We start from the raw sequence: 24,326 nt of genomic DNA on the forward strand, positions 1-24,326 counted from the left end.
CATGAGTCAAGCGATCGCCACGACCCCCTACACCCGCGTCACCCTGGCCGGCGAGCGCCGCCGCCTCGACCTCCTGCTGCCGTCGACGGCCGAGGTCGGGACGCTGATGCCGCAGATCCTCCGGCTGCTGGGCGACACCCCCGGCGAGCGGGTGGCCTCGAAGGTCCTGCTCACCGACACCGGCGAGCCCCTGCCGGCCGGCTCGACGCTGGCCGCCGCTGGCATCGTCGACGGATCGACGCTGAGCCTGTTCAGCAACCACCAGGCGCCCCCGCCGGCCGTCGTCTACGACGTGACGGACGCCGTCGTGGGCGAGGCCGAGGCCGTCGGCGGCGGGTGGACGGAACGCCACGTCGTCATCGGGTCGGGCGTCGCCGCCGGGATCGCTGCAGTCTTCGGATTATGGTTGCTGACGAGCGAGTATGCCGCAGAGCGCATGTGGTGGATCCTGCTCGCGTGCGGCCTCGGCCTGCTCGGCGCCGGTGCCGCCCTGGTGGCCGCCTCGCGGCCCGTCGCCGCGACCCTGCAGGTCACCGGGGCCGCCCTGGCCGTCGTGGGCCTGTGGCACTGGGAGAAGCTGCCCGGCTACGGTCTCGCGATGCTGGCGGCCGTCGTCGTCGTGGCGCTGATCGCGGCGCTCGCGGGCGTCTCCGACCGGCCCGGATCCGTCCTCACCACGGCGGGCGTGGCGGGCGCGCTCACAGCCGTCTGGGCGGGCGCCTACCCGCTCGCGGCCTGGGCGACCACCGACGCCGTCCCGGCGGCACCGGCCGTCGCGGCCATCGGGGCGCTGGGCTCGGTCGTCGTGCTCGGCCTGCTCCCCTCGATCGCCCTGACGGCCTCCGGGCTCGCCGGACTGGACGACGACCGCGCCGAGGGCGCGACGATCCTGCGGTACGACGCCGTCGCCGCCATCCACGGCGCCCACTCGGCGCTGCGCTACTCGACGGTCGCCGCCGCCGCCTCGGCGGGCGTCGGCCTCTGGCTGCTGGCGGAGTCCGAGCGGCCCGAGTGGACGATGCCCCTGCTGCTCTGCCTCACCGTCGCGACCGTCCTGCGGGCGCGGGCCTTCCCGCTGGCCGTCGAGCGGTACAGCCTCTATGCGGCGGGTGCCGCCGGCGTCGTCTCCGGGTGCCTGCACCTCGTCGACGTCGTCGGCCCCCTCTCGTGGATCGTCGCGGCGGGCCTGCTCGTTGCCGCGGTCGGCGCCGGTCTGGGGCTCACGGTCCGCTTCCCCGACCACGTGCAGGCCCGGCTGCGGCAGATCGGCGGTCGGATCGAGTCGCTCGCGGTCGTCGCGACGATCCCGTTGATCGTCGGCTACTGCGGCGTCTTCTCCCTGCTGTTGAAGTCCTTCTAGAGACGAGGAAGCGATCCCCATGTCGACGAACGACTCCCGTTCAACACCCGAGCCGGCGCAGGAGGCGCGCGTCGTGGATCCGTGGGCGCCGGCCCCGGGACGCGGCGCACGCCGCGACCGGGACACGGGGCGCCGGGGCGCCGCGCCGAGCCGGCCGGCACCGTCGCCCGGCGGTCGGGTGGACCCTGCGGTCGGGCAGGCCCTGAGCTTCGACCTGCTCCGCCTCTCGCACGTCTCCGGCGCCTCGGGCGGCTTCGCGCGGACCCTGCGCAGGATCTTCGGCTCGGACCAGTCCGCCGCGGAGCTCGCCGCCTCCGCGGCGGAGGCCCAGGCACCCGTCTCGACCGGTCGCCGCATCGCCGTCTTCTCGACGCGCGGCGGGGCCGGCACGACGACGGCCGCCGCCCTGCTCGCCCGTCTCTACGCGGCGGTCCGCCAGGACACGGTCGCGGCCCTCGACCTCGCGATCGGGCACGGCACGCTCGGCCTGCGCCTCGGCGTGGACGACCGTGCAGGATCGGGCGGCGCCGCGACCTTCGCCCACCTGGTGCCCGAGACGACCGGCGGGCGGCTGCCGAGCGCGGAGGACATGCGCTCGATGCTCGCCCCGGTCCGCGACAACCTGCTCGCCACGGCCAGCGCCCCGGCCGCGGACGGACCGCCGCCGGCCGGGTCGCTCGTCCGCGAAACCTGCGCCAGCGTCTCCCGCTACTTCCCCCTCACCGTCCTGGACTGCCCGGCGGGCGTGAACCAGCCGACGACGGCCGCCGCCCTCGCGGACGCCCACGCCGTGGTCTGGGTGGTCCCGGCGACGATGAGCGGGATCGAGGACGCCCTCGCGCAGCTCTCCGGCCCGTACCTGCGCCAGCTCGTCGCGGCCGGCCGCGTCGTCGTCGTGGTCACGCAGCTGGACCGCGGGGCCCCGCTGTCCGCCGCGGCGCAGGCCGCCCGGCTCACCGCCCTCGGCTACGAGGCGCACGCGCTGGACTACGACGCCCACCTGGCCGCGGGCGCCCGCCTGGGGCTCGCCCGGCTCGGCCCGCAGCGGCGCATGGGGGTCGCCCACCTCGCCGGGCGCGTGCTCACGGTGGCCAATGCGGCGCAGGCCCCCCTCGGGACCTCGAGCGCGGGCGGGCGCCGATGAGTCAGCGCATCATCCACCGGCCGGCCCGCACGACACCGCCGCTGCGGGAGTTCCGCCCGTTCTCGATCGACGCCCCGCCGCCCGTCGAGGGGGAGGCGCAGGGCATGAACCTCATGGCCATCGTGCCGATGCTCGGCGGCGCCGTCTCCATGACCGTGATGATGATGTTCCGGAACTCGCCGTTCGCGGCCGTCGGGGCCATGATGATGGTCCTGACCGTCGTCGTGGGCATCGCCATGATGTTCTCCCAGCGCGGCAAGCAGCAGAAGCAGCGGCGCCAGGCCCGCGACCTCTACCTGCGCTACCTCGAGCGGACACGCGTGAAGCTCCGCGCCGACGAGCAGGAGGCCCTCGCCACGGCGCGGGTGGCCAGCCCGGACCCGGACGCGCTGTTCGACGTCGTCCGCGATCCCCTGCGGCTGTGGGAACGGCGCCGCTCGAGCGAGGACTTCCTCGACGTCCGGCTCGGCACGGGCGAGCGCCCCTGCCGTCCCGTCGCGGTCGCGGACGCCTCCTCCCCCGGCCAGCTGGAGGACGCATTCATGGCGGCCGAGGCCGAGATCCTGCGCCGGCGCTACGAGAAGAGCCCGTCCATGCCGGTGGCGGTCCCGCTCGACGCCGTCGGCAACGTGTCGGTGGTCGGTTCGCGCGAGTTCGCTCTGGCGGTCGCCCGCAACCTCATCGTCTCCTCGACCGCCCTGCACTCCCCCGAGGACCTCGAGCTGGGGCTCGCGGTGCCGCGCAGCGCCGAGGACGACTGGTCGTGGGCGCAGTGGCTCCCCCACCTCGCCGACCAGCGTCAGGCCACGGAGACCGGCCCCGTGCGGCGCATCGGCCGCAGCCTCGACGACCTGGCCGACGTCATGGCCGCCGACATGCAGCACCGGACGAAGATCGCCGCCGAGGCGCGCAAGTCCGAATCCGGCGCGCTGTCCGTGCTCTCGCGCCTCCTGATCGTCTCGGACGGCTACGGCACCCAGGCCGAGGACTTCCCGCTGGCCGACCGGTACCTGGCGCCGCAGGGCATCGGGATGACCGTCGTGCACCTGGTCGGCCGGCGCGGCGACGAGCCCTCGGAGATCAGCATCCGCATCACGGAGACCGACGACGGATTCCGGATGGAGGACTACCGGCGGGACGCCGCCGCGCCCGCGACGACGCTCGGGCAGCTCGACGACCTGCCCGTCGCCACCGCCTCGGCCCTGTCCCGGGAGCTGGCCCCGCTGCGGCTCTCGGCCGATTCGCTCGAACACGGGGGCGGGGCCGAGGGCGCCGAGTCGTTCATCGGGATGCTGGGCCTCACGCCCGCGCTCAGCCGCGAGGACGTCGAGCGCACGTGGCGGCCGCGGTCGGACGCCGACTTCCTGCGCGTCCCGCTCGGACCGGACGACCGCGGCCGGCCCGCGACTCTCGATCTGAAGGAGTCCGCCCAGTTCGGCATGGGCCCGCACGGGCTCTGCGTCGGGGCGACCGGCTCCGGCAAATCCGAGATGCTGCGCTCGATGGTGTTCGGCCTGCTCGCCACGCACTCCCCCGACGTGCTGGCCATGGTCCTGATCGACTTCAAGGGCGGTGCGACGTTCGCGCCGTTCGAGGGCGCCCCGCAGGTCACGGGCATCATCACGAACCTCTCCGACGACCTCTCCCTGGTAGAGCGCGTCTACGCGAGCCTCAACGGCGAGATCCTCCGCCGCCAGGAGGTCCTCAAGGCCGCCGGCAACATCGCCAACATCACCGACTACCAGGTCCACCGGAACGAACGACTGGCGCGCGGCGAGCACATGGATCCGCTGCCGCACCTGGTGATCATCATCGACGAGTTCGGCGAGCTGCTCACCGCCCGCCCCGACTTCATCGACCTGTTCCTCTCCATCGGCCGCATCGGCCGCTCCATCGGCGTGCACCTGCTCCTGTCCTCGCAGCGCGTCGAGGGCGGGAAGCTCAAAGGGCTGGAGACGTACCTGTCCTACCGGATCGGGCTGCGCACACTCTCCGAGTCCGAGTCCAAGACCGTGCTCGACACCGGCGACGCCTTCCACCTGCCGCCCGTGCCCGGCTACGGCTACCTGAAGGTCGACACGACCGTCTACACGCGTTTCAAGTCCGGCTACGTCTCGGGCCCCGTCGAGGCCGAGCAGACGCGGGACGACGAGCCCGCGGCCCCCGTGAGCGCCGACGTCGTCCCCCTGCGCTTCTTCGCCACCGACGACGCCGCCCCCGCGGACGGGGCCGACGGCGGCGCGCCGAAGAAGTCGGCGGCCAAGCGGACCACCGGCCCCACCGTGATGTCCACCCTCATGGACACGCTGCGCACGTTCCCCCGCTCCGTGCAGGAGATCTGGCTGCCCCCGCTGCCCGCGGCCGTCACGCTGGACGCCAGCGTCGGCCAGGTGCGGCCGAGCGAGCACGGGCTGCGGCTCGAGCAGGGCGGCCGGCTCCGCGTTCCGATCGGGCTCCTCGACGACCCGGCCAAGCAGTGGCAGGGGTTGTGGGAGATCGACTTCGCCTCGGGCGGCGGCAACCTGATGATCGTCGGCGGCCCGCAGTCGGGGCGCAGCACGCTGCTGCGCACGATCGTCGCCTCGCTCGCGCTCACCCACCGGCCCAGCGAGGTCGGCGTCTACGGCGTCGACCTGCTCGGCTCGTCGCTGCTGCCGCTGAACGGGCTGCCGCACGTCGGCGGCATCGCGATCCGCACCAACCGCGAAGTCGTCCGGCGCACGATCGAGGAGCTGCTCGGCATGCTGATGCACCGCGAGCAGCTCTTCGAGCACCGACAGATCGACTCGCTCGCCACCATGCGCCGCATGCACGCCGCCGGGAACCTGCCGGAGCTGCCCAGCGCCGACGTCTTCCTGCTCATCGACGGCTACGCCCAGATCAACGACGACTTCGACGAGATCTCCGACGCCGTCACCACGCTCATCATGCGCGGCAGCGGATACGGCATCCACATCGTCGCCACCCTCAACCGCAGCGGCGAGATCCGCATGGCCCAGCAGGGCTTCTTCGGGAACAAACTCGAGCTGGCCCTCTCGGATCCGGGCGACTCGATGATCGACCGCAAGGTCGCCACCGGCGTGAACGCGGACGTGCCCGGCCGCGGTCTCTCGGACGCGAAGCTCATCGGGCACGTCGCGCTGCCGCGCATCGACGGCGAAGCCGACCCGGAGACCCTCTCCGACGGACTGCGGGCACTGGTCGAGGAGGTCGCGGCCTCCACCAGCGAGACCGCCATGAAGGTGCGCGTGCTCCCCGCCGAGGTCTCCTCGAACGAGGCGCCGGATCTCGCCACCCCCGGGCACCTGGCCGTCGGCCTGCGCGAGGTCGACCTGGGCGCGCACGTGCTCGACATGACCACCAAGGACCGGCACCTGCTCATCATGGGCGACGAGGGCTGCGGCAAGTCCAACATGCTGCGCCGCGTCATCCGCACGTTCGTCGACCAGCACACGCCCGAGGAACTCCTCTTCGCCGTGTACGACCCGCGCAAGGACCTCGACGACGTCGTGCCGGACGACTACCTCGGCGGGTACGCCGGCAGCGCGGCGGTCGGCGAGCAGCTCTCCGCCGCCCTCGTGAAGGAGCTCGAACTGCGGCTCAACGGCGGCAGCGAGGACGAGAAGCCGGGCACGGCCCGGCTCGTCGTCCTCGCCGACGACTACGACGTGCTGACGGCCGGCAACAACTCCCCGCTGAGCCGGCTCGCCAACTACCTGCCGATGGCCGCCGAGCTCAACCTCAACGTCGTGCTCACCCGCAAGGTGCGCGGTGCGAGCCGCGGCATGTACGAGTCGTTCTTCTCGACCCTGCGCGACTCCGGCACCGCGGCCCTGATCATGTCCGGCGACCGTTCCGAGGGCGCGCTCGTCAACAACGTGCGCGCCCGCGCCCTCCCGCCCGGCCGCGGCCAGCTGGTCCAGACCGGCAAACCGCTGCAGACCGTCCAGACGTACCGGGATCCGGATACTCCGGAGGCCGACGCGGGCGTATGATGCCGCGGGTGAGAACCTCAGGAAACGCCGGGCGGGCATCAGCCCGCGCCCCGCGCAGCGAACAGAGCGTCGGGCTGGCCTCCGGCCTCGCCGCCTACGGCCTCTGGGGCGTCCTGCCCCTCTACTTCGCGCTCGTCGCGGCCGCGCACCCGGTCGAGCTGGTCGCGAACCGCGTGCTCTGGTCGCTGCTGTTCTGCGCGGTCCTGGTCACGATGACGCGGCAGTGGGGGCGCCTGCGCATCGTGGCCGCGGATCGACGCGCCCTCGGCTGGCTGGCGCTGGCGGCGTGCCTCATCGCCGTCAACTGGCTCACCTTCACGTTCGCCGTCCTCGGCGGCAATGCGCTCGAGGCCTCGCTCGGCTACTTCATCAACCCGCTGGTCTCGACGGCCCTCGGCGTCGTCCTCCTGGGCGAGCGGCTCAGCCGGATGCAGTGGCTCGCCGTCGTCGTCGCGCTCGCAGCGGTGCTGGTCCTGGCCGTCGGCCACGGCTCGGTCCCGTGGGTGGCGCTCACGCTGGCCTTCTCGTTCGGCCTCTACGGTTTCGCGAAGAAGAAGGTCGGGCCGGGCACGACGGCGGTCACGGGCCTGACGCTGGAAACGGCGGTCCTCGTCGTCCCGGCCGCCGCCGTCATGGCCTGGTTCGCGGCCACGGGAACGGCGACGCTCACGTCCCTCGGTCCGGCGCACTTCTGGCTCATGGCGGCCAGCGGCATCATCACGGCCACGCCGCTGCTGTTCTTCGGCGCGGCGGCGTCGCGGCTTCCCCTGTCGATGATCGGGACGCTGCAGTACATCGCCCCCGTCATGCAGTTCGTGATCGCCCTGAGCGTGTTCCACGAGCCGATGCCCCTCGAGCGCTGGATCGGCTTCGGCCTGGTCTGGGTCGCGATCGTGATCCTCTCGCTCGATCTCGTCCGACGCCGCCCGCGCACCCGGGCAGCCGCGCGTACGGCGGTCGAGCCGGCCTGACCCGGCCGGGAGCACCGGGAGACGACGAAGCCCCGCCGACCCGCGACGAGGTGTCCTCGTGCGGGCCGGCGGGGCTTCGTCTGTCCGCTGCTGCGGCGCGCCGTGCGCTACAGCTCGGGTGCCGGCTCGCCCGGCAGGTCGTCCTCGACCTCGGGGTTCCTCGAGAGGTTGGCGAGGGCCAGGCCCAGCCCGCCCCAGACGGTGAGCAGGGCGATGATCATCATGACGATCGCTGTTGCGGTCATGGCCGGTCCTCCTTCTGTTCAGTGCCCGCGACCGGGACGCTGCCGGTCAGCGTGTCCTCGTGGGCCTTGATGGCGACGTACTCGGGGTCGTCGTGCAGCAGGGACTTCCTGCTCCACGGCAGCATCGTGATGATCAGTGCCAGGATCACGATTCCGGCGGCCATGCCCCAGCCGAAGGTGTTCAGCATCCACGCCGGGTAGCCCTCGTAGGGCTCCGACAGGAACGTGTTGAACGCCTGGATGGAGATGTAGCCGAGGACGAGGGGCCCGACGACGCCGACGAGCACCATCCACGTCCGGCGCATCTTGACCGACCCGAAGAGGTTCAGGTGGTCGGAGAGGATCGGCAGCTTGCGGAACACCCAGGCGACGAGCACCGTGGCGATGAACGCGCCGAAGAGGATGCCGAACTGGTTCACGAACGCATCCGCGATGTCGAGGACGTACAGGCCCGTCGACGTGGAGAAGAGCAGGATCGAGATGATGGCCAGGGGAATGGTCACCGCCAGTGCGGCGGTGCGGCGGCCCCAGCCCATCTTGTCCTTCACGGCAGAGATGATGACCTCGACGATCGACGTCAACGACGTCAGGCCGGCGAAGACGAGCGACCCGAAGAACAGGACGCCCAGCACGGAGCCGAGCGGCGCCTCGGAGATGATTGTCGGGAAGGCGACGAACGCCAGCCCGATGCCGGCCGAGGCCGAGTCCTCCACACTCGATCCCGATGCCACGGCCATGAAGCCCAGCGCCGCGAACACGCCGATGCCGGCCAGGATCTCGAAGCCCGAGTTGGCGAAGGCCACGACCATGCCCGATCCGGTCAGGTCGGTCTTGCGCTTGAGGTAGGACGAGTAGGTGATCATGATGCCGAACGCGATGGACAGCGAGAAGAAGATGTGTCCGTACGCGGCGGCCCAGACGGTCGGGTCGGCCAGAGCCGCCCAGTTCGGGGTGAAGAAGGCGTTGAGGCCCTCCATGGCGCCCGGCAGGAACAGCGACGAGACGACCAGCAGCACGAACATCACGACGAGCAGCGGCATGAAGATGCCGTTCGCCCGGGCGATGCCCTTGCGGACGCCGCCGACGAGGATCACGATGGCGACGAGCCAGACGATGATCAGCGGCCACAGGACCTGCGGCACGTAGGTCGTCGAGACGCCCGGGTCGCCGAGCTCGAGGAAAGTGCCGAAGAAGAACCCCTCGGCGTCGTCGCCCCACGACTGCCGCACGGAGAACCAGGTGTACATGCCCGCCCAGCCGATGATGACGGCGTAGTAGATGGCGATGATGAAGCACATGAGGACCTGCCACCAGCCGAGGAACTCGGCGGGGCGGCTCATGCGACGGTAGGCGAGGGGCGCGGAGCCACGGAATTTGTGGCCGATCGCGTAGTCGAGGAACAAGAGTGGGATGCCCGCGGACAGCAGCGCTGCCAGGTACGGGATCAGGAAGGCGCCTCCGCCGTTCTCGAATGCGACGTAGGGGAAACGCCAGATGTTACCCAGTCCGACCGCCGATCCGATGGCGGAGAGGATAAACAGCTTGCGCGAGGAAAACGTCTCGCGCGCGGCGGCCTTGGATTGGCCGCGGTGGCTAGGTGCAGTGCTCATAACCATTAACGCTAGACGCGAGTGCAACCGCTCACACAAACATTTCCGTTTAAGAAGCGTCACATTTCTGCAGCAGTTCTACGATTGACCACTACAATCACCTCTCGACCCCGAGCTCCGCGGCGAAACATTGGACCCGGATCCTCTGTCCGGCACCCCGGTATTTCCCGATAGGATTCATGCATGGCTGAGATGTTTCTGGACAAGTTCCGTTCCCTGATCCCCAAGTACCTCGACGATCAGTGGGTGGACGAGGACGGGCTCTCCTCCTCCGAGCTGGATGCCGCCCTGGCCGAGGCCGGCGTCGAGATCCCGCTGGTGCTGCGCGAGTTCTACCTCTCCCTCGGCGGTTGCGAGGACCTCATGGAGGCCTACTACTACTTCTGGGATCCCGAGGAGCTCGAGTACGACGACGGCTACCTCCTGTTCATGGAGGACGAGGAGGAGAAGTACGTCTGGGGCGTGCGCATCGACCAGCTCGACGTCCCCGACCCGATCGTCTACCGCCGCAACAACCGCCGCAACGCCTGGCGCAGCGAGGAGGGGACCTTCAGCGAGTACGTCCTCGACATGTTCGCGTGGGTCTTCGAGGAGCTCGAGCCCGAGCTCGACGACTGACCGTGGCGCAGCAGTTCTGGGAGTCGCACGCGCCCTCCGGGTACGCGTGCCCCTTCTGCGAGCTGCTGTCCGGGGAGATCTCCTCCCCCACCAACCTCTGCGCGCTCACGGACCTCGTCTACCGCGACGACGCGGTCGCCGTCATCATGGCGTGCGACGGGTTCGGCCCCTACGGCGGGCACGCCATGGTCATCCCGGCGGACCATCTGGAGTCCCTCTACGACCTGCACGACGACGTCGGCGCCGCGATCATGCGCGCGACCCGGGCCACCGCGCTCGCGATGAAACTCGCATGGAACCCGGAGGGCACGTCCACCCGGCAGCACAACGAGCCCTCGGGCAACCAGCACGTGTGGCACTACCACCAGCACGTCTTCCCCCGGTACGGCGACGACATGCTCTACCGGCAGCTGCGCCACCGCGTGTCGGTCGAGGAGCGCGCCCGCAAGGGGCGGGAGTTGGCTGCGGCCCTGCGGCAGGTCGGTTTCAGCGGGTAGATCCGCCACCGAGGAACGTCCGCACCGCGGCCACGGGCGCGGTCTTGGCGGCCCCCGCGAAGCGCAGGTGGTGCGAGAACTCGATCGCGCGTTCGTTCCCGGCGGCGTCGGCGGCCACGATCCGGCCCGTGCAGCTGGCCAGGCGGCCGTGGGTGATGATGTCGTCGAACTCGATCCGCCGGACGAGAGCGTCCGCGCCGAGGAGCGCCGCCAGCGCGTCCGCGGCACCCGCCTCCGGGGACTGCCCCGCCCCGACCACGCGCCACACGGCGGATTCCGCGAGCATCGCGGACAGCGCCCCGTCGTCGCGCGCGGTCCACGCGCTCACGACGTCGGCAACGATGGACACGCGCGGCGCGTTTCCGCAGCCGTCGGGCAGCACCGTCTCCACGGCCGGCTCCTAGATCTCGCGGGTGACGACCGCGTCGGCGAAGGCGGCCAGGGAGGCCTTGACCGTGCCGTCGGGCAGCGGGGCGAGCGCCTCGACGGCCATGTTGGCCCACTCGTGGGCGACGTCCCAGGCCTTCTGCGTCGCCGGGTGCCCGGCGACCGCCGCGACGGCCTCCGCGAGGGCCTCGTCGCTCGTCAGGTCGCCGTCGACCAGGGCGAGGGCGCGGTCGGCGGACTCGTCGCCGGCGGCGGCGGCCTCGCGCAGCAGCAGGACGGGCAGGGTGGGCACGCCCTCGCGCAGATCGGTGCCCGGGGTCTTGCCGGCGTCCTTGCCGCCGGTGAGGTCGATGACGTCGTCGGCCAGCTGGAAAGCCACGCCGACCCGCTCGCCGTACTCGGCCATGATCTCGACGGCGCCGTCGACGTGCCCGAACATCGCGCCGAAGCGGCCCGACGCCGAGAGCAGCGACGCGGTCTTGTCGGCGATGACCTGCAGGTAGTGCTCGCGCGGGTCGTCGCCCTCGCGCGGGCCGATGGTCTCGTGCAGCTGGCCGAGGCACAGGCGCTCGAACGTGCGCGACTGGATCTTCACGGCCTCCGGACCGAGCTCGGAACCGGTGATCGAGGCGCGGGCGAAGATCAGGTCGCCGGCCAGGATGGCCACCGAGTTGCCCCACACCTCGTGCGCCGTCGGTGCGCCGCGGCGGTACGGCGCCGAGTCCATGACGTCGTCGTGGTAGAGCGTCGCCAGGTGCGTGAGCTCGCAGACGGCGGCCGCCTTGACGACCTCGGCGTTGACGCCGTCCCCCAGCAACGAGGAGAGGATGACGAGCAGCGGCCGGATGCGCTTGCCGCCGGCCTCGACGAGGTGCCGGCTGGTGGCGTCGATCAACGGGTCCGAGTTGGCGACGGCGTCGCGCAGCAGCTTCTCCACGCGGGCCATGCCCTCGGAGATCGCCGGCCCGAACTCGGGATCCTCCGCGACGGCCCGGAAGCCCGCGGGCAGCTTGATGGTGGCGGCCAGGGCCGCCGTCTCCGGATGCAGGTCCAACTCCTCCGGCACCGAGTGGCCGGCGGCGGTCCAGTTGCTCTGAGCTTCAGTCACGTGTTTGCTGCCTCGGGATGTGAGTCTGGTGGCTTAGGCGGCGCACCCCGTCCGGGGCAGCCACAGTGATCCACTCTAGTCGCATGCACGGCTGTCACAACCATCCGCGCACTGGCCGGGCGGGCCGACTCAGGGGGTCAATAGCTGCGCCGGGAGGCACGTCGGCGCAGGAAATCGGAGGCGCGGGCCGCGCGCTCCGGATCCGCCACCGCCGTACCCGGCTTGACGGCCCGGTGCACGGCCACGATCCCGCCGGACAGGTTCCGGTACCGGCAGTCTTTCCAGCCGGCCTGCTCGACCCACGACGCCAACCGGTCCTGTGCCGGCCAGTCGCGGATGGACTCGGCGAGGTAGACGTACGACTCCGGGTTGGAGGAGACCTTCCGCGCGATCGTCGGCAGCGCCTTCATCAGGTACTCCGTGTAGACGGTCCGGAAGGGCGCGAAGACCGGGTGGGAGAACTCGCAGAGCACCAGCGTGCCGCCCGGCTTGGTCACGCGCGCCATCTCGCGCAGCGCCAGTTGGGGGTCCGAGACGTTGCGCAGCCCGAAGCTGATCGTCACGGCGTCGAAGGTCTCGTCCGCGAAGGGGAGGTTCGTCGCGTCGCCGGCCACGAAGTCGATGTCCGGGCGCCGGCGCTTGCCCACCTCCAGCATGCCCAGGGAGAAGTCGCAGGCCACCACGTGGACGCCGGCGTCGGCGTACGGCTCGGACGAGGTGCCCGTGCCGGCGGCGAGGTCGAGGACGCGCTGCCCCGGCTCGGCACCGACGGCGTCCACGACCACCTTGCGCCAGCGGCGGTCCTGCCCGAGGGACAGGATGTCGTTGACGATGTCGTAACGCGGCGCCACGTCGTCGAACATGGCTTGGACTTCATCTGGACGCTTCTGCAGCGTTGCTCGGCTCACGTCGTACATTGTCGCAAAACTGTGGGCCAGCGGGAAACGCCCCGTGTTCCCGGGCCCTGCGGGTCCTTCGCCGGACGACGGCGGCACCGGCCGCCGCGCCCGCGTGCCCGCGATCTGGGAGTAGGCTGGGGGCACCATGACCCACGTTCTGTCTGCCGCGCTGCCCGATGAACAACGGCGCACCCCGACCCTGCGCAGTGCCACCTTCGAACGCCCGGCGATGGCCGATGGCGGCCTGCTGGACTACGTCGTCAGAGGCGACACCCTCGTGTGGGGGCGCCGCGGCGACGGCCGCGTCGGCTTCGGCGAGGTCGCCCGCTTCAGCACCCGCGGGGTCGACCGGTTCGCCGACGCCCGCGCCTGGTGGTCCGCGGTGGCGCAGGCGGCCGATTCCGCCAATCCTCTCGACCTGCCGGGCACCGGCGCGCAGGCGTTCGCGTCGTTCGCGTTCGACGAGACCAGCGACTGGGTGTCCACCCTGATCGTGCCGCGCCTCGTGGTGGGCCGCCGCGGGGAGACCAGCTGGCTGACGATCATCAGCGACGACCCCGCGGAGGAGCTGACGCTGCAGGCCGCCGAGGAGGAGCTCGCGGTGGAGCTCGACGCCGTCGACGGCGAGCACGAGCTCACGTGCGGAGGCACGCTGGGGCCCGGCTTCGTCGACGAGGACGCGTTCAAGGAGGCCGTGGCGGCAGGCGTGCGCGCCATCGAGTCGGGCGAGCTGACCAAACTGGTTCTGGCGCGCGACGCGGTGGCGGAGCTCGACTCGCCGATCGCCGTCGCGCAGGTGCTGCGCGAACTGGCGATGCGCTACGGCGACTGCTGGACCTACAGCGTCGACGGCCTCATCGGCGCGACCCCGGAGATGCTGGTGAGCGTCGAGGGCGCCACGGCGAAGGCCCGCGTGCTCGCCGGCACCCTGGACCGGCGGGAGGCGCCGGCGGACCCCGAGTACCCGCGCCGGGTGCTCGCCGGCGACGAGAAACAGCGGCACGAGCACCAGCTCGCGATCGACTCGCTCACCGCCGAGCTCGGCCCGCTGGTGTCCCAGATGGTCGCGCCCACCGAGCCGTTCGTGCTCCAGCTGCCGAACGTCTGGCACCTCGCCTCCGATGTGGAGGCCCACCTGAACGCGTTCGACGACGGCCGCACGCCGACGGCGCTCGACCTCGCCGAGGTGCTGCATCCGACGGCCGCCGTGTGCGGGACGCCGACCCCGGCGGCGGCGGCCGCGATCCGCAGGCTCGAGGGCATGGACCGCGGGCCCTACGCGGGGCCCGTCGGCTGGGTCGACACGCACGGCAACGGCGAATTCGGGATCGCGCTGCGCGGCGGCGTGGTCGAATCGCCGACGCGCGTGCGGCTGTTCGCGGGCTGCGGGGTCGTGGCCGCCTCGGACCCCGACGCCGAGCTGGCGGAGTCGTGGGCGAAGATGCGGCCGATGCGCGAGGCGCTCAACCTCTAGCAATCCGCGGCGATTACGCATAGTGTGCAGATCACTGCACTATGGAGTGCGGTCCGTCACATCGAGTAAGGTGACGTGCCGAGCTTCGACACATTTCGAAAGCTACTTGCCATTAGAATTGCGTTCTGAAGCACAAGATTTCGTCGCCAGCACCAACGAAAGACATCACTCATGAAGATTCCGTCCCGCACCTTCAAGGGCCTCGCCATCGCTGCCGCGGCCACCCTCGCCCTGACCGCCTGCTCCTCCGGCGGGAACGAAGCCGAGCCCTCGGAAGGCGGAGAGGCGGGTCTGTCGCTCATGACCGAGGGCCAGCTGACCGTCTGCTCGGACATCCCCTACGAGCCGTTCGAGTTCACCGATGAGAACGGCGAGATCGTCGGCTTCGACATCGACATCGCCACCGAGATCGCCGCGGACCAGGACGTGGAGCTCAGCATCATCGACGACTCCTTCGAGGGCATCCAGTCCGGCATCTCGCTGAACAAGTGCGACGTCTCGATCTCCTCCATCTCCATCACGGAGGAGCGCAAGGGCAACATGGACTTCTCGGATCCCTACATGGAGGACGACCTGGTCCTGATCGCCCCCGAGGGCACCGACATCACGGACCTGGAGTCGGCGCAGGACAAGCGGATCGCCGTCCAGGCGGGCACGACCGGCGAGACCTTCGGGCAGGAGAACGGCCTGCAGACCATCGGGTTCGACGACTCCGGGCTCCAGATACAGGCGCTCAAGGCCGGCACCGTCGACGCCGCACTGGGCAACATCTCCGTCCTCGGCTACGCCATCAAGGACGAAACCGGGTTCGTCCGGGTCGAGGAGATCGAGACCGGCGAGCAGCTGGGCGTCTCCATCAAGAAGGGCAATACGGAGATGGCCGACGCCGTCAACGGGACCCTCCAGCGCATGGAGGAGTCCGGCGAGCTGGGCGAGCTCGAGGCCCAGTGGTTCGGCGAGGCCGAGTAGCACCTCCTACGACTCGACGAACCCGCGGGGTGGGGCCGCCACGGCGGCCCCGCCCCCGTTCATGAAAGGCACCTGAAATGGCCATGACCGCTCGCCAACGAGCCCGGACCAGCCTCTACGTACAACTGGGCATCTTCGTCGCCGTCCTCGTGGCCCTGGCGATCACCATCGACTGGGCGACCGTCCGGACCGCGTTCTTCCAGTTCGAGAGCCTCGGCGGGATGTTCCCGACCGTCATCACCGTCGGCCTCAAGAACACGATCTTCTACACGATCATCTCCTTCTTCTTCGCGCTGGGCCTCGGGCTGGTCCTCGCGCTGATGAAGCTCGCCTCGTTCCCCCCGTACCGCTGGATCGCCACGGGCTACATCGAGTTCTTCCGCGGCGTCCCGGCGCTGCTGGTGTTCATCACCTTCGGTTTCGGCGTCCCGACGGCGTTCCCCGGGACCGTCTGGCCCACGTGGCTCGTCGTCATGGTCTCGCTGGGCCTCGTCGCCGCCGCCTACATCGCGGAGACGCTGCGCGCCGGTCTGCAGGCCGTGCCCCGCGGCCAGTACGAGGCCGCCCGCTCCCTGGGCATGCCCGGGTGGCGGGCGATGGTCACGATCATCATCCCGCAGGCCTTCAAGATCGTCCTGCCACCGCTGACCAACGAGTTCATCCTGGTCACCAAGGACACCTCGCTCATCTTCGTCCTCGGGCTCGCCGTCGCCGACTACGAGCTGACGAAGTTCGGCCGCGACGGCATCCTGCAGTACGGCGCCGGCATCACACCGCTGGTCCTGGCCGGAGCCATGTACCTGATCATCACCCTGCCGCTGAGCCAGCTGGCCCGGAAGTTCGAATCCCGCGCCGCCAAGGCCAAGCGCTAGGGACGAGGAGGAATCATGAGCGAGACCATCGAAGAACAGTTCCAGGCCGCCGGCGTCGTCATCGACGGCCTGCACAAGTCCTACGGCCCCGTCGAGGTCCTCAAGGGCATCGACCTCGAGGTCGCCCCCGGCCAGGTGGTGTGCCTGATCGGCCCGTCGGGTTCCGGCAAGTCGACCCTCCTGCGCTGCGTGAACCTGCTGGAGCAGCCGAACGGCGGATCGATCGACGTGGGCGGGTACGACGTCACCGATCCCGACATCGACGTCGACGCGATGCGCCGCAACGTCGGCATGGTGTTCCAGCAGTTCAACCTCTTCCCGCACCTGACCGTGCTGGAGAACTGCACCGTCGCCCAGCAGAAGGTCCTGAAACGCAAGAAGCCGGACGCGGATCGGATCGCCGAGAAGAACCTGGCCAAGGTCGGGCTCGGCGAGTTCGGCGACCGCTACCCGGATCAGCTCTCCGGCGGCCAGCAGCAGCGCGTCGCGATCGCGCGTGCGCTCTCCATGGATCCGAAGCTGATGCTCTTCGACGAGCCGACCTCGGCCCTCGACCCGGAGACGGTCGGCGAGGTCCTGTCCATCATGCGCAACCTCGCCAAGGACGGGATGACCATGCTGGTGGTCACCCACGAGATGGCGTTCGCGCGCGACGTGGCCGACCGGGTCGTCTTCATGGACGACGGCGTCGTGGTCGAGTCCGGCCCGGCCGCGCAGGTCATCGGCGACCCGCAGACCCCGCGCATGCAGGACTTCCTCAAGCGCGTGCTCGACCCGACCCACGTCGAGGTCGACGAGTGACCCGGCAGCACCCTCACGGCACGATCGAGCCTGAGGTGTTGACTTCGGCCGAGGGGTACAGACACCCCCGAAGTCAGCACCTCAGGCTTTTTCGTTGCCGACCGGGGCGCAGCACGTCACCGCCGGGTACGGGTGTCCTCCGGTACGACCAGCGGGGTCTCGCGACCCGGTCCGCAGTCAGCCCCCGATGGCCCGTTCGACGGCCTCCGCGATCCGCCGCGTGCGCCCGCGAACGTCCCCGCGCGGCATCTTCACGTCGATGACGCGCCGCGCCGCGCCCGCGGGGGCTGCCAGCGCGGCGGCAAGCTCCGCCGTCGTGCGGACCTCCGCGTAGGCGAGGCCGTAGGCCGTCGCCAGAGCCGACAGGTCGACCGCGTGCGGGGTCGCGAAGAAGCGCTCGACGGCGTCACCGTAGGCGCCCCCCGCCTCGACCGCTCCGTGCTCGAGGGTGGAGAAGATCGCCCCGCCGGCGTCGTTGAGCACGACGACGTCCAGTTCCGGTTCCGTCTCCCCCGCGCCCAGGTGCAGGCCGCCGACGTCGTGCAGGAGGGTCACGTCGCCGACGAGCACGGTGGTCCGCTCGCGGGAGGCGATCGAAATGCCCGCCGCGGTGGCCAGCGTGCCGTCGATGCCGGCGAGCCCGCGGTTGGCGAACACGCGCCGTTCGGCGGTGGCGGCGGCCGGATCCGCCCAGAGGTCGGCGTCGCGCACGGCGTTGGAGGAGCCGATCACGAGCGGCCCCGCACCGGCGGCCCAGACCGCGCGGGCCAGCCCCGGGCCGGTCGGCGCCCGCGCGGTGTCCAGCTCGGCCGCGATGACACCATCGGCCGCGGCGGCCGCCTCGCGCCAGGCCGCGAGCCAGCCGTCCGGCGCCGCGCCGGCGAAAGCGGAGAGCTCGCCCAGGTCGGCGACGACTCGTTCGCGCCGGCGCCCGGGCTCGAACCACGCCACCGGCTCGGGCGCGTAGAGCGCGGCCGGCACCGTCGCGTCGCCCAGCAGGCGGGCGACGGGCCGGCTCAGGGTCGGGCGGCCGAACACGACGACGCGCTCGATCGGCTGCGCGGCCCGGGCGAAAGTCCCGATCAGCAGCCGGTAGGGGCCGATCGCGTTCGGCCCGGACCGCGCGTTCGAGCTCGGCTCGGCGAGCAGCGGCAGCCCGTGCGCCTCGGCGAAGCGGGCGGCGACTCCCCCGGCGTCGTGCCCGGCGAGGACGACCGTGCGCCGGCGCTCCGCACCCTCCGGCGCGGGCACGGACGGCTCCGCTCGCGCGGCGGTGGCGGCCGGCGCCGGCCGGACGGGGATCCGCATCGGCGCGCCGGGCTCGGGGGCGAGCGGGTCGCGGAATTCGAGGTTGATCTGCACGGGGCCGCGCGGCGCGGCCAGGGCGGCGGCCGCCGACTGCCGGACGGGGGCCCTCGGATCCCGGCCCGCCGGGACGACGACGGCACCGCGCACGTGGGTGCCGAACAGTCCGGCCTGGTCCGTGGTCTGGTTGGCGCCGGTGCCGTGCAGTTCGGCGGGCCGGTCCGCCGAGAGCAGGATCAGGGGGACGGCCGCATGGTTGGCCTCCATGACCGCCGGCAGCAGCTCGCCGACGGCGGTGCCCGACGTCGTGGCGACGGCCACCGGGGCGCCCGAGGCGAGGGACAGCCCCAGGGCTGTGAAACCGGCGTCGCGCTCGTCGATCCGCACGTGCACGGTGAGCAGTCCCGCCGCCTCCGCCTCGGCGGCCGCGTACGCGAGGGGCGCGCTGCGGGACCCCGGGGAGAGCACCAGGTGGGCGACGCCGGCGGCCCCCAGGGTCTCCAGCACGGCGCGGGCCGCGGCCATCGAGTCGAGGGCTGCCGCTGGCGGGTCGGGACGGACTGGTTCCATGGCTTCAATCCTAGGCGGCCACGGCCCCGTGCCCGGAAACGGGTGCGGCCCCGCACCGGTCGTGAGGACCGGTGCGGGGCCGCGGGGCGTCTGGCAGCCCGTCCGCTACTTCTTGCGCGGCAGGGACTTGGCCTTCGCGGCACGCTTGGCGTGGCCGACGCCCTTGTTGCCGCGGGTGCTGAACACCTGCACGACCGACGGGCGGGGACCGTAGAACTCGCCCGCGCCGACGTCCTCGCGGGAGTCCTTGAAGTCCGGGAACCGCGAGTACGGCTCCGCGTACGTGCCGCCCTCGCCCGGGTGCTGGACGGCGACGAAGACCGAGTCGTCCAGGTCGTGGATGACCGGGCCGCAGGCCTCTGCGCCGGCGGGGACGGCCAGGAACTGCTCGACCCTGCCGCGCTCGGCGCCCGTGAGCTGGACCTTGTGGATCGCGTCGCAGTAGCCGATCTTGCCCGGGGCGCCGTCGGTCGAGATCCAGAGGTTGCCCTTGGAGTCGAAGGCCAGGTTGTCCGGGCAGGAGATGGGCGAGACCTTCTCCGGCGGGAAGCCGGAGAAGTAGGTCGAGTCGCTGACGGCCGGGTCTCCGGCGACGAGCAGGATGTTCCACTCGAACGTCAGCGCGGCGGCGTCGTTCCCGCGCTCGGTCAGCTCGACGATGTGGCCGTCGCGGTTGCCGTTGACGGGGTTCATCTCGTCCGCGGCCTCGTAGCCGGCCTTGCCGCGGTTCGAGTTGTTGGTCAGCGCGATGTAGAGCTTGCCGGTGGCCGGGTTCGGCTCGACGTCCTCCGGGCGGTCCATCTTGGTGGCGCCGGCCTGGTCGGCGGCGAGGCGCGTGTAGACGAGCACCTCCTCGACGCTCATTCCCGCGACGCGGGACGTGCCGTTCTTGACCAGCGGCAGCCACTCGCCGCCGCCGTCGAACGCGCCGTCGGAGGGCACCGCGCCGGAGCCGTCGATCTCGGCGGCCGACGTCTCGCTGAACTTCGCGACGTACAGGTCGCCCTCGGAGAGCAGGGTCATGTTGTGGGCCTTGTCGCCCTCGCGGTACTTGCCCTTGGAGATGAACTTGTAGACGTAGTCGAAGCGCTCGTCGTCACCCGAGTAGACGACGACGCGGCCGTCGGCGGCGATGTTGATGTTGGCGCCCTCGTGCTTGAAGCGGCCGATCGCGGTGTGCTTGACCGGGGTCGAGGTCGGGTCCTGCGGGTCGATCTCGACGATGTAGCCGAAGCGGTTGTGCTCGTACTCGTAGCCGGCGTTCTGCGCGCTGAAGCGGGGGTCGAGCTTCTCCCAGCCACGGCTCGGGGCGCCGGTGCCGATGCCGTAGCGGGCCTCCTCCGGGGTGCCGCGGCCCTGGAAGTACTGGTTGAAGTTCTCCTCGCCGGAGACGATGGTGCCCCACGGGGTGGTGCCGCCGGCGCAGTTGTTGTTGGTGCCCAGGACGGTCATGCCCTCCGGGTCGGCGACGGTCTTGACGAGGTCCGAACCGGCGGCCGGGCCGTCGAGTCGGAACGGCGTCGTCGCGGTGATGCGGCGGTTGCGGTCGCCGCCGACGACGTACTCCCACTTCTGCCCGGCCTTGGCGCGCTCGATCTCCACGACCGTGAAGCCGTGCGCGGCCCAGGCGATGCGGCGGGCCTCGTCCTCGTTCTGCGCCTGCCAGGCCGGGTCGAACATCATGTACTCGTTGGTGTACTCGTGGTTGCAGACCAGCACGCCGGTGCGGCCGTTGCCGCCGTCGGCCATGATGTTCAGGTAGTCGTTGTTGTAGCCGAACTGGCGCTCCTGGGCGGCCGCCGTCTGGTTCGCCGCGTCGAACGCCGGGGCGTCTTGGAAGAGCGGGTCGCCCCAGCGGATGATCGGCGCCCAGTCGTAGCCCTCCGGGACGGTGACCGTGTCGACCGTGCGCTCCACCGGGTCGATGGCGTTGAACGGCAGCTTGCCGCCGCCCTTGCCGAAGCCGCCGAAGTCGGCGGCGGCCGAGGGGGCGTTGGCGATCTGCGGGCCCACGACGACGGCGGCCGCGGCCACTCCGCCGAGGCCCAGGGCCGCGCGGCGGGAGAGTGCCTTGTCGGCGATGTCGCGGAAGTAGGAGTTGGAGCTGGTGTTGCACACGGCCTTCGAGCACGCGTCGCCGCACTTGAAGTGGCAGGTCATGGCGTCGCGGTTGCCGCGCGTGTGGCCGGCCATGGGGAGGAGCTGGAGGAAGTTTCGGGGCATGCTCATGAGTGGGTCCTTCTCGAGGGATGCTTGGTCAATGGTGGCCAGCCCAAAGTCGCATCTTCAAGATAATTGCAGGTCACCACGACATGAACCGCAGCCGCAGATCAATTCACCAACAGTTCACGGCACCGCCGCAACCGCTCGAACCACCACGTGGCGCGCTCGGCCGGGGCGCGGTAGCGGCGCAGCAGGTCCGGATCGGCCGCCACCCGGCGCAGGTCGAGCTCCCCGTGCGCGGCGACGTACGGCTCCGCCGCGACGTCCCCGCCGAAGAGCGACACTGTCGCGAGGCCGCACGCGTAGGGCAGCCGGGGCAGGGCCGCCGCCAGCGCCGCGCCGACGCGGGTGCCCACGGAGGAGTCCAGGGCGGAGCTGACGACGGCGGGGAGCCCCGCATCGGACACGATCTGCAGCGCCCGCGCCGCTCCCCCGAGCGGCTGGGCCTTGACCACGATCAGGTCGGCGGCGCCGAGCCTGGCCACGGCGAGGGGGTCGGACTCCTTGCGCACCGCCTCGTCGGCGGCGATCAGCACGGGCAGCTGCCGCCGGTCCAGCTCCTCGCGCAGCGCGGCGAGGGGCTCGACGCCCGGCACCGGCTGCTCGGCGTACTGCAGCGAGAACCCGGCCAGCGCCTCGAGCGCGGCCAGCGCCTCGTCGTGGCCCCAGCCGCCGTTGGCGTCGACGCGCAGGTGGGCAGCCGGCAGCAGGCGCCGGACCTCGGCGACGCGGGCGACGTCGTCGTGCAGGTCCTGTCCGCGCTCGGCGACCTTGACCTTGACCGTGTGGGCGGCGTCGTAGCGGCCCAGCACGGACGCGACCTCGGCGGGGGGCACGGCCGGGACCGTCGCGTTGACCGGCACGGCGGCGCGTACAGGATCCGGGAACCCGGACCATCCGGCCTCGAGCGCGCAGCGGAGCCACGCGGACGCCTCCGCGTCGCCGTACTCGAGGAACGGCGAGAACTCGGAGTGCTCCCGCGGGCCGGTCAGGATCACGGCCTCGCGATGGGTGACGCCGCGGAACCGGACCTTCAGCGGAAGGCTCACGACATGCGCCGCGGCCAGCACCTCCTCGATGTCCGGGAGCGGCGAGGGAGTCGGATTCACCTGAGGCATGCCCCACACTCTATCCACGGCTGCCGCCATCCGGGCCGCTCCCGTGGCATGCTGAAGACGATGAATCACGTCAGTCACGCCCGCGATGGCGCCCGCATCGCCCGGCCCTTCGGCTGGTTGGGGGCACTGGTCCTCACCGCGGCCGCCTTCGCGGCGGCCTACTGGTTCTTCGTCCTCACCCCGGTCGGGCAGCAGATCGACGAGAACACGCTCGTCGGCGCGCACCGGTACCTCGAGCAGCAGGACATCGCGAGGGAGCCCGCGCTGGCGTTCCTCGGCAAGCTGCCGCAGGTCTCCGCCGTGCTGGGTGCGGTCTCGCTGCTCGTATCGGCGCTGGTGCACCGCTCGGTCGCCGCCCCGCTCATCAACCTGGCCGGGATGGGCGGCGCGTTCCTGACCACGCAGGTGCTCAAGCATGCGGTGCTCGACCGCCCGAACCTCGGCATCTCGGAAGCGACCGTCAACTCGTTCCCGTCCGGGCACACGACGCTCGCGTCCGCCTCGATGGTGGCGATCTTCTGCATGGTCACGCCCCGCTGGAGACCGCTCGTCGCGTGCCTGGGCGGGGTCTACGCGGCGCTGGCCGGTGCCGCGACGCTCGTCCTCGGCTGGCACCGGCCGGCTGACATCGTCGGCGCCTACCTCGTCGTCGTCTGGTGGTCCCTCGCCACGGGCTGGGTGCTCACCCTCGCCACCCCGCGCTGGAACCGGTGGCGCACGCTGCGGTTCTGGGGCGCCGCGCGCGGCTGGCGGTTCGCGATGCAGGTGCCGGGCCTCCTGGCCCTGGTTGCGGCGGCCTGCCTGTTCGTCCTGCTCCCGCCCGTCGAGACCGGCGAGAACTTCAAGCTGCTGCTGGGCTTCCTGGCCGCCGGGATCCTCATGATCGGCGGCGCGGCGCTGACGCTGTTCGGGCTGATGAACCAGGTGTTCATGCATCAGTCCCGGGAGCGCGGCAGGTAGTACGCGAACACGCCCGTGCCGACGAAGGCGGCGGCGGCGATCACCAGGATGCCCGCGCCCAGCGTGGCCGCCGACGTCACGGCCGAGAGCACCACGGGGCCGGCCATCATGCCCGAGTCCGTCAGCAGCCGCCAGATCCCGAGGAACTGCGGCCGCGCGTGGGCCGGCGCGTAGTCGGCGCCGAGCGTCATCACGATCCCCGTGCCGAGCCCGTTGCCGAACCCCATGAGCGCCCCGACCCAGAGCAGCGCCCACAGGTCGTCCACGAGCGGCAGCAGCGCCAGTGAGACGCCGAGCAGGAGCAGGCACGGCACCGCGGAGAAGATCCGCCCGTAGCGGTCCATGATCTTCCCCGCCGGGTAGAAGACGATCACGTCGACCGCGCCGGAGACGCCGTACACGATCGCGGCCATCGCCGGGTCGAGCCCCAGCTGGTCCGACCAGAGTGGCAGCACGACGTTCCGCGTCGCGCGCACCGCGGCGAGGACGAACACGCCGATGCCGACGGTCGCGTACGTGCGCACGTTCTCGCGGGCGATCCGCCGCATCGAGACCGAACGCCGGGCGTCCTCCGCCGCACCGGGCCCGGCGAGGGCCGCCGTCGTCGTCCCCGCTCCGCTCCCACCCGGTGCCGGCAGGTCCGGAACCCAGAAGCCGACGACGGCGGCGCCGGCCATCGCGGCCAGGCCCACCCAGTAGGCACCCGCGAGCCCCAGCGGGACCATGACGGCCGCCGACAGGAAGGGGCCCACGAACGCGCCGATGCGCAGGGTGCCGCCGAGGGTCGACATCGCGCGGGCGCGGAAGTAGGCGGGAACGGCCTCCGCCAGGTAGCTCTGGCGCGCCAGGTTGAACACGGAGCCGGCCATGCCGACGAGCAGGACCGCCCCGGCGAGGACGCCGAGATTCGGGGACGCGATCGCCGCGCCCATGCCCACGGCGGCCACGCCGGCCGCCGCGATCATGGACGAGCGTTCGCCGAAGCGGGCCGTCAGCAGCGCGGCGGGCACGTTCATGAGGAGCGAGCCCACGCCGACCAGCGTGACGACGAGTGCGGAGAGCGGGACGCTGGCGCCCGCGTCGAGCGCGCTCAGCGCGATGACCGGGGTGATCGCCCCGAGACCGACCGCGTAGAGGAGGGACGGGCCGTAGACCTTGAGCCCGAGGTCGCGGAGCCTGAAGTCGCCGGTGCCGCCCACC

At 71.5% G+C, this 24,326-nt stretch carries 20 protein-coding genes; 11 read left to right on the plus strand and 9 right to left on the minus strand.

All coding sequences use genetic code 11. The features are described 5' to 3' along the window. Position 1 precedes the first annotated feature (1 nt). From eccD to rarD, 4 genes are read left to right on the plus strand one after another with little or no spacing between them, the layout of a single operon-like run. On the plus strand, positions 2 to 1,360 hold the full coding sequence (gene eccD / locus IE069_RS11860; protein WP_189350780.1) for a type VII secretion integral membrane protein EccD: 1,359 nt from the start codon (positions 2 to 4) through the stop codon (positions 1,358 to 1,360). A gap of 19 nt (positions 1,361 to 1,379) precedes the next feature. Then, the gene (locus tag IE069_RS11865; RefSeq protein WP_189350781.1) at positions 1,380 to 2,504 is read left to right on the plus strand and encodes a hypothetical protein; all 1,125 of its coding nucleotides are present in this window, start codon (positions 1,380 to 1,382) and stop codon (positions 2,502 to 2,504) included. Continuing rightward, complete coding sequence (eccCa, locus tag IE069_RS11870) at positions 2,501 to 6,499, plus strand: type VII secretion protein EccCa (protein WP_189350782.1); 3,999 nt, start codon at positions 2,501 to 2,503, stop codon at positions 6,497 to 6,499. The genes IE069_RS11865 and eccCa overlap by 4 nt, the downstream gene beginning before the upstream one ends. Beyond that, positions 6,499 to 7,470: an EamA family transporter RarD gene (gene rarD / locus IE069_RS11875; RefSeq protein ID WP_373287819.1), complete on the plus strand. Its 972-nt coding sequence runs from the start codon at positions 6,499 to 6,501 to the stop codon at positions 7,468 to 7,470. Before eccCa ends, rarD begins: the two co-directional genes overlap by 1 nt. A 107-nt stretch (positions 7,471 to 7,577) precedes the next feature. Here rarD and IE069_RS11880 read toward each other — a convergent pair whose 3' ends face one another. Both IE069_RS11880 and IE069_RS11885 read right to left on the minus strand, forming a co-directional pair. After that, entirely contained in the window at positions 7,578 to 7,715 is a 138-nt protein-coding gene (locus IE069_RS11880) for a methionine/alanine import family NSS transporter small subunit (protein WP_189350784.1), read from the minus strand. Then, a complete protein-coding gene (locus IE069_RS11885) occupies positions 7,712 to 9,325 on the minus strand; it encodes a sodium-dependent transporter (RefSeq protein ID WP_189350785.1) in 1,614 nt (537 codons plus the stop codon). Before IE069_RS11885 ends, IE069_RS11880 begins: the two co-directional genes overlap by 4 nt. Positions 9,326 to 9,508: 183 nt before the next feature. On the opposite strand from IE069_RS11885, the gene IE069_RS11890 reads away from it, so the two are divergent. Both IE069_RS11890 and IE069_RS11895 read left to right on the plus strand, forming a co-directional pair. Next, positions 9,509 to 9,943: a hypothetical protein gene (locus IE069_RS11890; RefSeq protein WP_189350786.1), complete on the plus strand. Its 435-nt coding sequence runs from the start codon at positions 9,509 to 9,511 to the stop codon at positions 9,941 to 9,943. 2 nt (positions 9,944 to 9,945) lie between these two features. Further along, positions 9,946 to 10,440, plus strand: coding sequence for an HIT family protein (locus tag IE069_RS11895; RefSeq protein ID WP_189350787.1), 495 nt, complete (start codon positions 9,946 to 9,948; stop codon positions 10,438 to 10,440). Here IE069_RS11895 and IE069_RS11900 read toward each other — a convergent pair. The 3 genes from IE069_RS11900 to IE069_RS11910 all read right to left on the minus strand — a co-directional run bounded on the left by IE069_RS11900 (position 10,430) and on the right by IE069_RS11910 (position 12,843). Beyond that, positions 10,430 to 10,831, minus strand: a complete 402-nt coding sequence (locus IE069_RS11900; RefSeq protein ID WP_189350788.1) for a hypothetical protein — start codon at positions 10,829 to 10,831, stop codon at positions 10,430 to 10,432. The genes IE069_RS11895 and IE069_RS11900 overlap by 11 nt on opposite strands. Positions 10,832 to 10,840: 9 nt before the next feature. Continuing rightward, entirely contained in the window at positions 10,841 to 11,935 is a 1,095-nt protein-coding gene (locus IE069_RS11905) for a polyprenyl synthetase family protein (RefSeq protein WP_189350789.1), read from the minus strand. A gap of 137 nt (positions 11,936 to 12,072) precedes the next feature. Further along, positions 12,073 to 12,843, minus strand: a complete 771-nt coding sequence (locus IE069_RS11910) for a demethylmenaquinone methyltransferase (protein WP_189350790.1) — start codon at positions 12,841 to 12,843, stop codon at positions 12,073 to 12,075. 136 nt (positions 12,844 to 12,979) lie between these two features. Between IE069_RS11910 and IE069_RS11915 the strand changes: the two genes are divergently transcribed. From IE069_RS11915 to IE069_RS11930, 4 genes are all read left to right on the plus strand, one after another. Continuing rightward, complete coding sequence (locus IE069_RS11915; RefSeq protein ID WP_189350791.1) at positions 12,980 to 14,308, plus strand: isochorismate synthase; 1,329 nt, start codon at positions 12,980 to 12,982, stop codon at positions 14,306 to 14,308. A gap of 171 nt (positions 14,309 to 14,479) precedes the next feature. Next, positions 14,480 to 15,277 (plus strand): ABC transporter substrate-binding protein, encoded by a 798-nt coding sequence (locus IE069_RS11920; protein WP_189350792.1) that lies wholly within the window; start codon positions 14,480 to 14,482, stop codon positions 15,275 to 15,277. 77 nt (positions 15,278 to 15,354) lie between these two features. Then, a complete protein-coding gene (locus IE069_RS11925; protein WP_189350793.1) occupies positions 15,355 to 16,149 on the plus strand; it encodes an amino acid ABC transporter permease in 795 nt (264 codons plus the stop codon). Positions 16,150 to 16,164: 15 nt separating this feature from the next. Next, positions 16,165 to 16,950, plus strand: coding sequence for an amino acid ABC transporter ATP-binding protein (locus IE069_RS11930; RefSeq protein WP_189350794.1), 786 nt, complete (start codon positions 16,165 to 16,167; stop codon positions 16,948 to 16,950). Positions 16,951 to 17,127: 177 nt separating this feature from the next. On the opposite strand, the gene menD is transcribed toward IE069_RS11930, so the two are convergent. The 3 genes from menD to IE069_RS11945 all read right to left on the minus strand — a co-directional run bounded on the left by menD (position 17,128) and on the right by IE069_RS11945 (position 22,166). Continuing rightward, positions 17,128 to 18,825 (minus strand): 2-succinyl-5-enolpyruvyl-6-hydroxy-3-cyclohexene-1-carboxylic-acid synthase, encoded by a 1,698-nt coding sequence (gene menD, locus IE069_RS11935; protein ID WP_189350795.1) that lies wholly within the window; start codon positions 18,823 to 18,825, stop codon positions 17,128 to 17,130. A 105-nt stretch (positions 18,826 to 18,930) separates the two neighbouring features. Continuing rightward, the gene (locus IE069_RS11940) at positions 18,931 to 21,054 is read right to left on the minus strand and encodes a PhoX family protein (RefSeq protein ID WP_189350796.1); all 2,124 of its coding nucleotides are present in this window, start codon (positions 21,052 to 21,054) and stop codon (positions 18,931 to 18,933) included. A gap of 101 nt (positions 21,055 to 21,155) precedes the next feature. After that, complete coding sequence (locus IE069_RS11945; RefSeq protein WP_189350797.1) at positions 21,156 to 22,166, minus strand: o-succinylbenzoate synthase; 1,011 nt, start codon at positions 22,164 to 22,166, stop codon at positions 21,156 to 21,158. 60 nt (positions 22,167 to 22,226) lie between these two features. Between IE069_RS11945 and IE069_RS11950 the strand changes: the two genes are divergently transcribed. Continuing rightward, positions 22,227 to 23,126: a phosphatase PAP2 family protein gene (locus IE069_RS11950; RefSeq protein WP_189350798.1), complete on the plus strand. Its 900-nt coding sequence runs from the start codon at positions 22,227 to 22,229 to the stop codon at positions 23,124 to 23,126. On the opposite strand, the gene IE069_RS11955 is transcribed toward IE069_RS11950, so the two are convergent. Next, positions 23,102 to 24,325 carry an MFS transporter gene (locus IE069_RS11955; RefSeq protein WP_189350799.1) on the minus strand — a complete coding sequence of 408 codons (1,224 nt, stop codon included), beginning with the start codon at positions 24,323 to 24,325 and terminating at the stop codon, positions 23,102 to 23,104. The two genes, IE069_RS11950 and IE069_RS11955, sit on opposite strands and share 25 nt — an antisense overlap. Position 24,326 lies beyond the last annotated feature (1 nt).

This window comes from Zhihengliuella salsuginis (genome assembly GCF_014651715.1).
GTDB classification, from domain to species: domain Bacteria; phylum Actinomycetota; class Actinomycetes; order Actinomycetales; family Micrococcaceae; genus Zhihengliuella; species Zhihengliuella salsuginis.

Bases quoted from the DNA above. Each gene is read 5' to 3' on its own strand.
- IE069_RS11885 (WP_189350785.1), bottom strand. From the start codon at position 9,325: ATGAGCACTGCACCTAGCCACCGCGGCCAATCCAAGGCCGCCGCGCGC.
- IE069_RS11945 (WP_189350797.1), bottom strand. From the start codon at position 22,166: ATGCCTCAGGTGAATCCGACTCCCTCGCCGCTCCCGGACATCGAGGAG.
- IE069_RS11950 (WP_189350798.1), top strand. From the start codon at position 22,227: ATGAATCACGTCAGTCACGCCCGCGATGGCGCCCGCATCGCCCGGCCC.
- IE069_RS11940 (WP_189350796.1), bottom strand. From the start codon at position 21,054: ATGAGCATGCCCCGAAACTTCCTCCAGCTCCTCCCCATGGCCGGCCAC.
- menD (WP_189350795.1), bottom strand. From the start codon at position 18,825: ATGGAACCAGTCCGTCCCGACCCGCCAGCGGCAGCCCTCGACTCGATG.
- IE069_RS11930 (WP_189350794.1), top strand. From the start codon at position 16,165: ATGAGCGAGACCATCGAAGAACAGTTCCAGGCCGCCGGCGTCGTCATC.
- rarD (WP_373287819.1), top strand. From the start codon at position 6,499: ATGCCGCGGGTGAGAACCTCAGGAAACGCCGGGCGGGCATCAGCCCGC.
- eccD (WP_189350780.1), top strand. From the start codon at position 2: ATGAGTCAAGCGATCGCCACGACCCCCTACACCCGCGTCACCCTGGCC.
- IE069_RS11915 (WP_189350791.1), top strand. From the start codon at position 12,980: ATGACCCACGTTCTGTCTGCCGCGCTGCCCGATGAACAACGGCGCACC.
- IE069_RS11890 (WP_189350786.1), top strand. From the start codon at position 9,509: ATGGCTGAGATGTTTCTGGACAAGTTCCGTTCCCTGATCCCCAAGTAC.
- IE069_RS11865 (WP_189350781.1), top strand. From the start codon at position 1,380: ATGTCGACGAACGACTCCCGTTCAACACCCGAGCCGGCGCAGGAGGCG.
- eccCa (WP_189350782.1), top strand. From the start codon at position 2,501: ATGAGTCAGCGCATCATCCACCGGCCGGCCCGCACGACACCGCCGCTG.
- IE069_RS11925 (WP_189350793.1), top strand. From the start codon at position 15,355: ATGGCCATGACCGCTCGCCAACGAGCCCGGACCAGCCTCTACGTACAA.
- IE069_RS11880 (WP_189350784.1), bottom strand. From the start codon at position 7,715: ATGACCGCAACAGCGATCGTCATGATGATCATCGCCCTGCTCACCGTC.
- IE069_RS11920 (WP_189350792.1), top strand. From the start codon at position 14,480: ATGAAGATTCCGTCCCGCACCTTCAAGGGCCTCGCCATCGCTGCCGCG.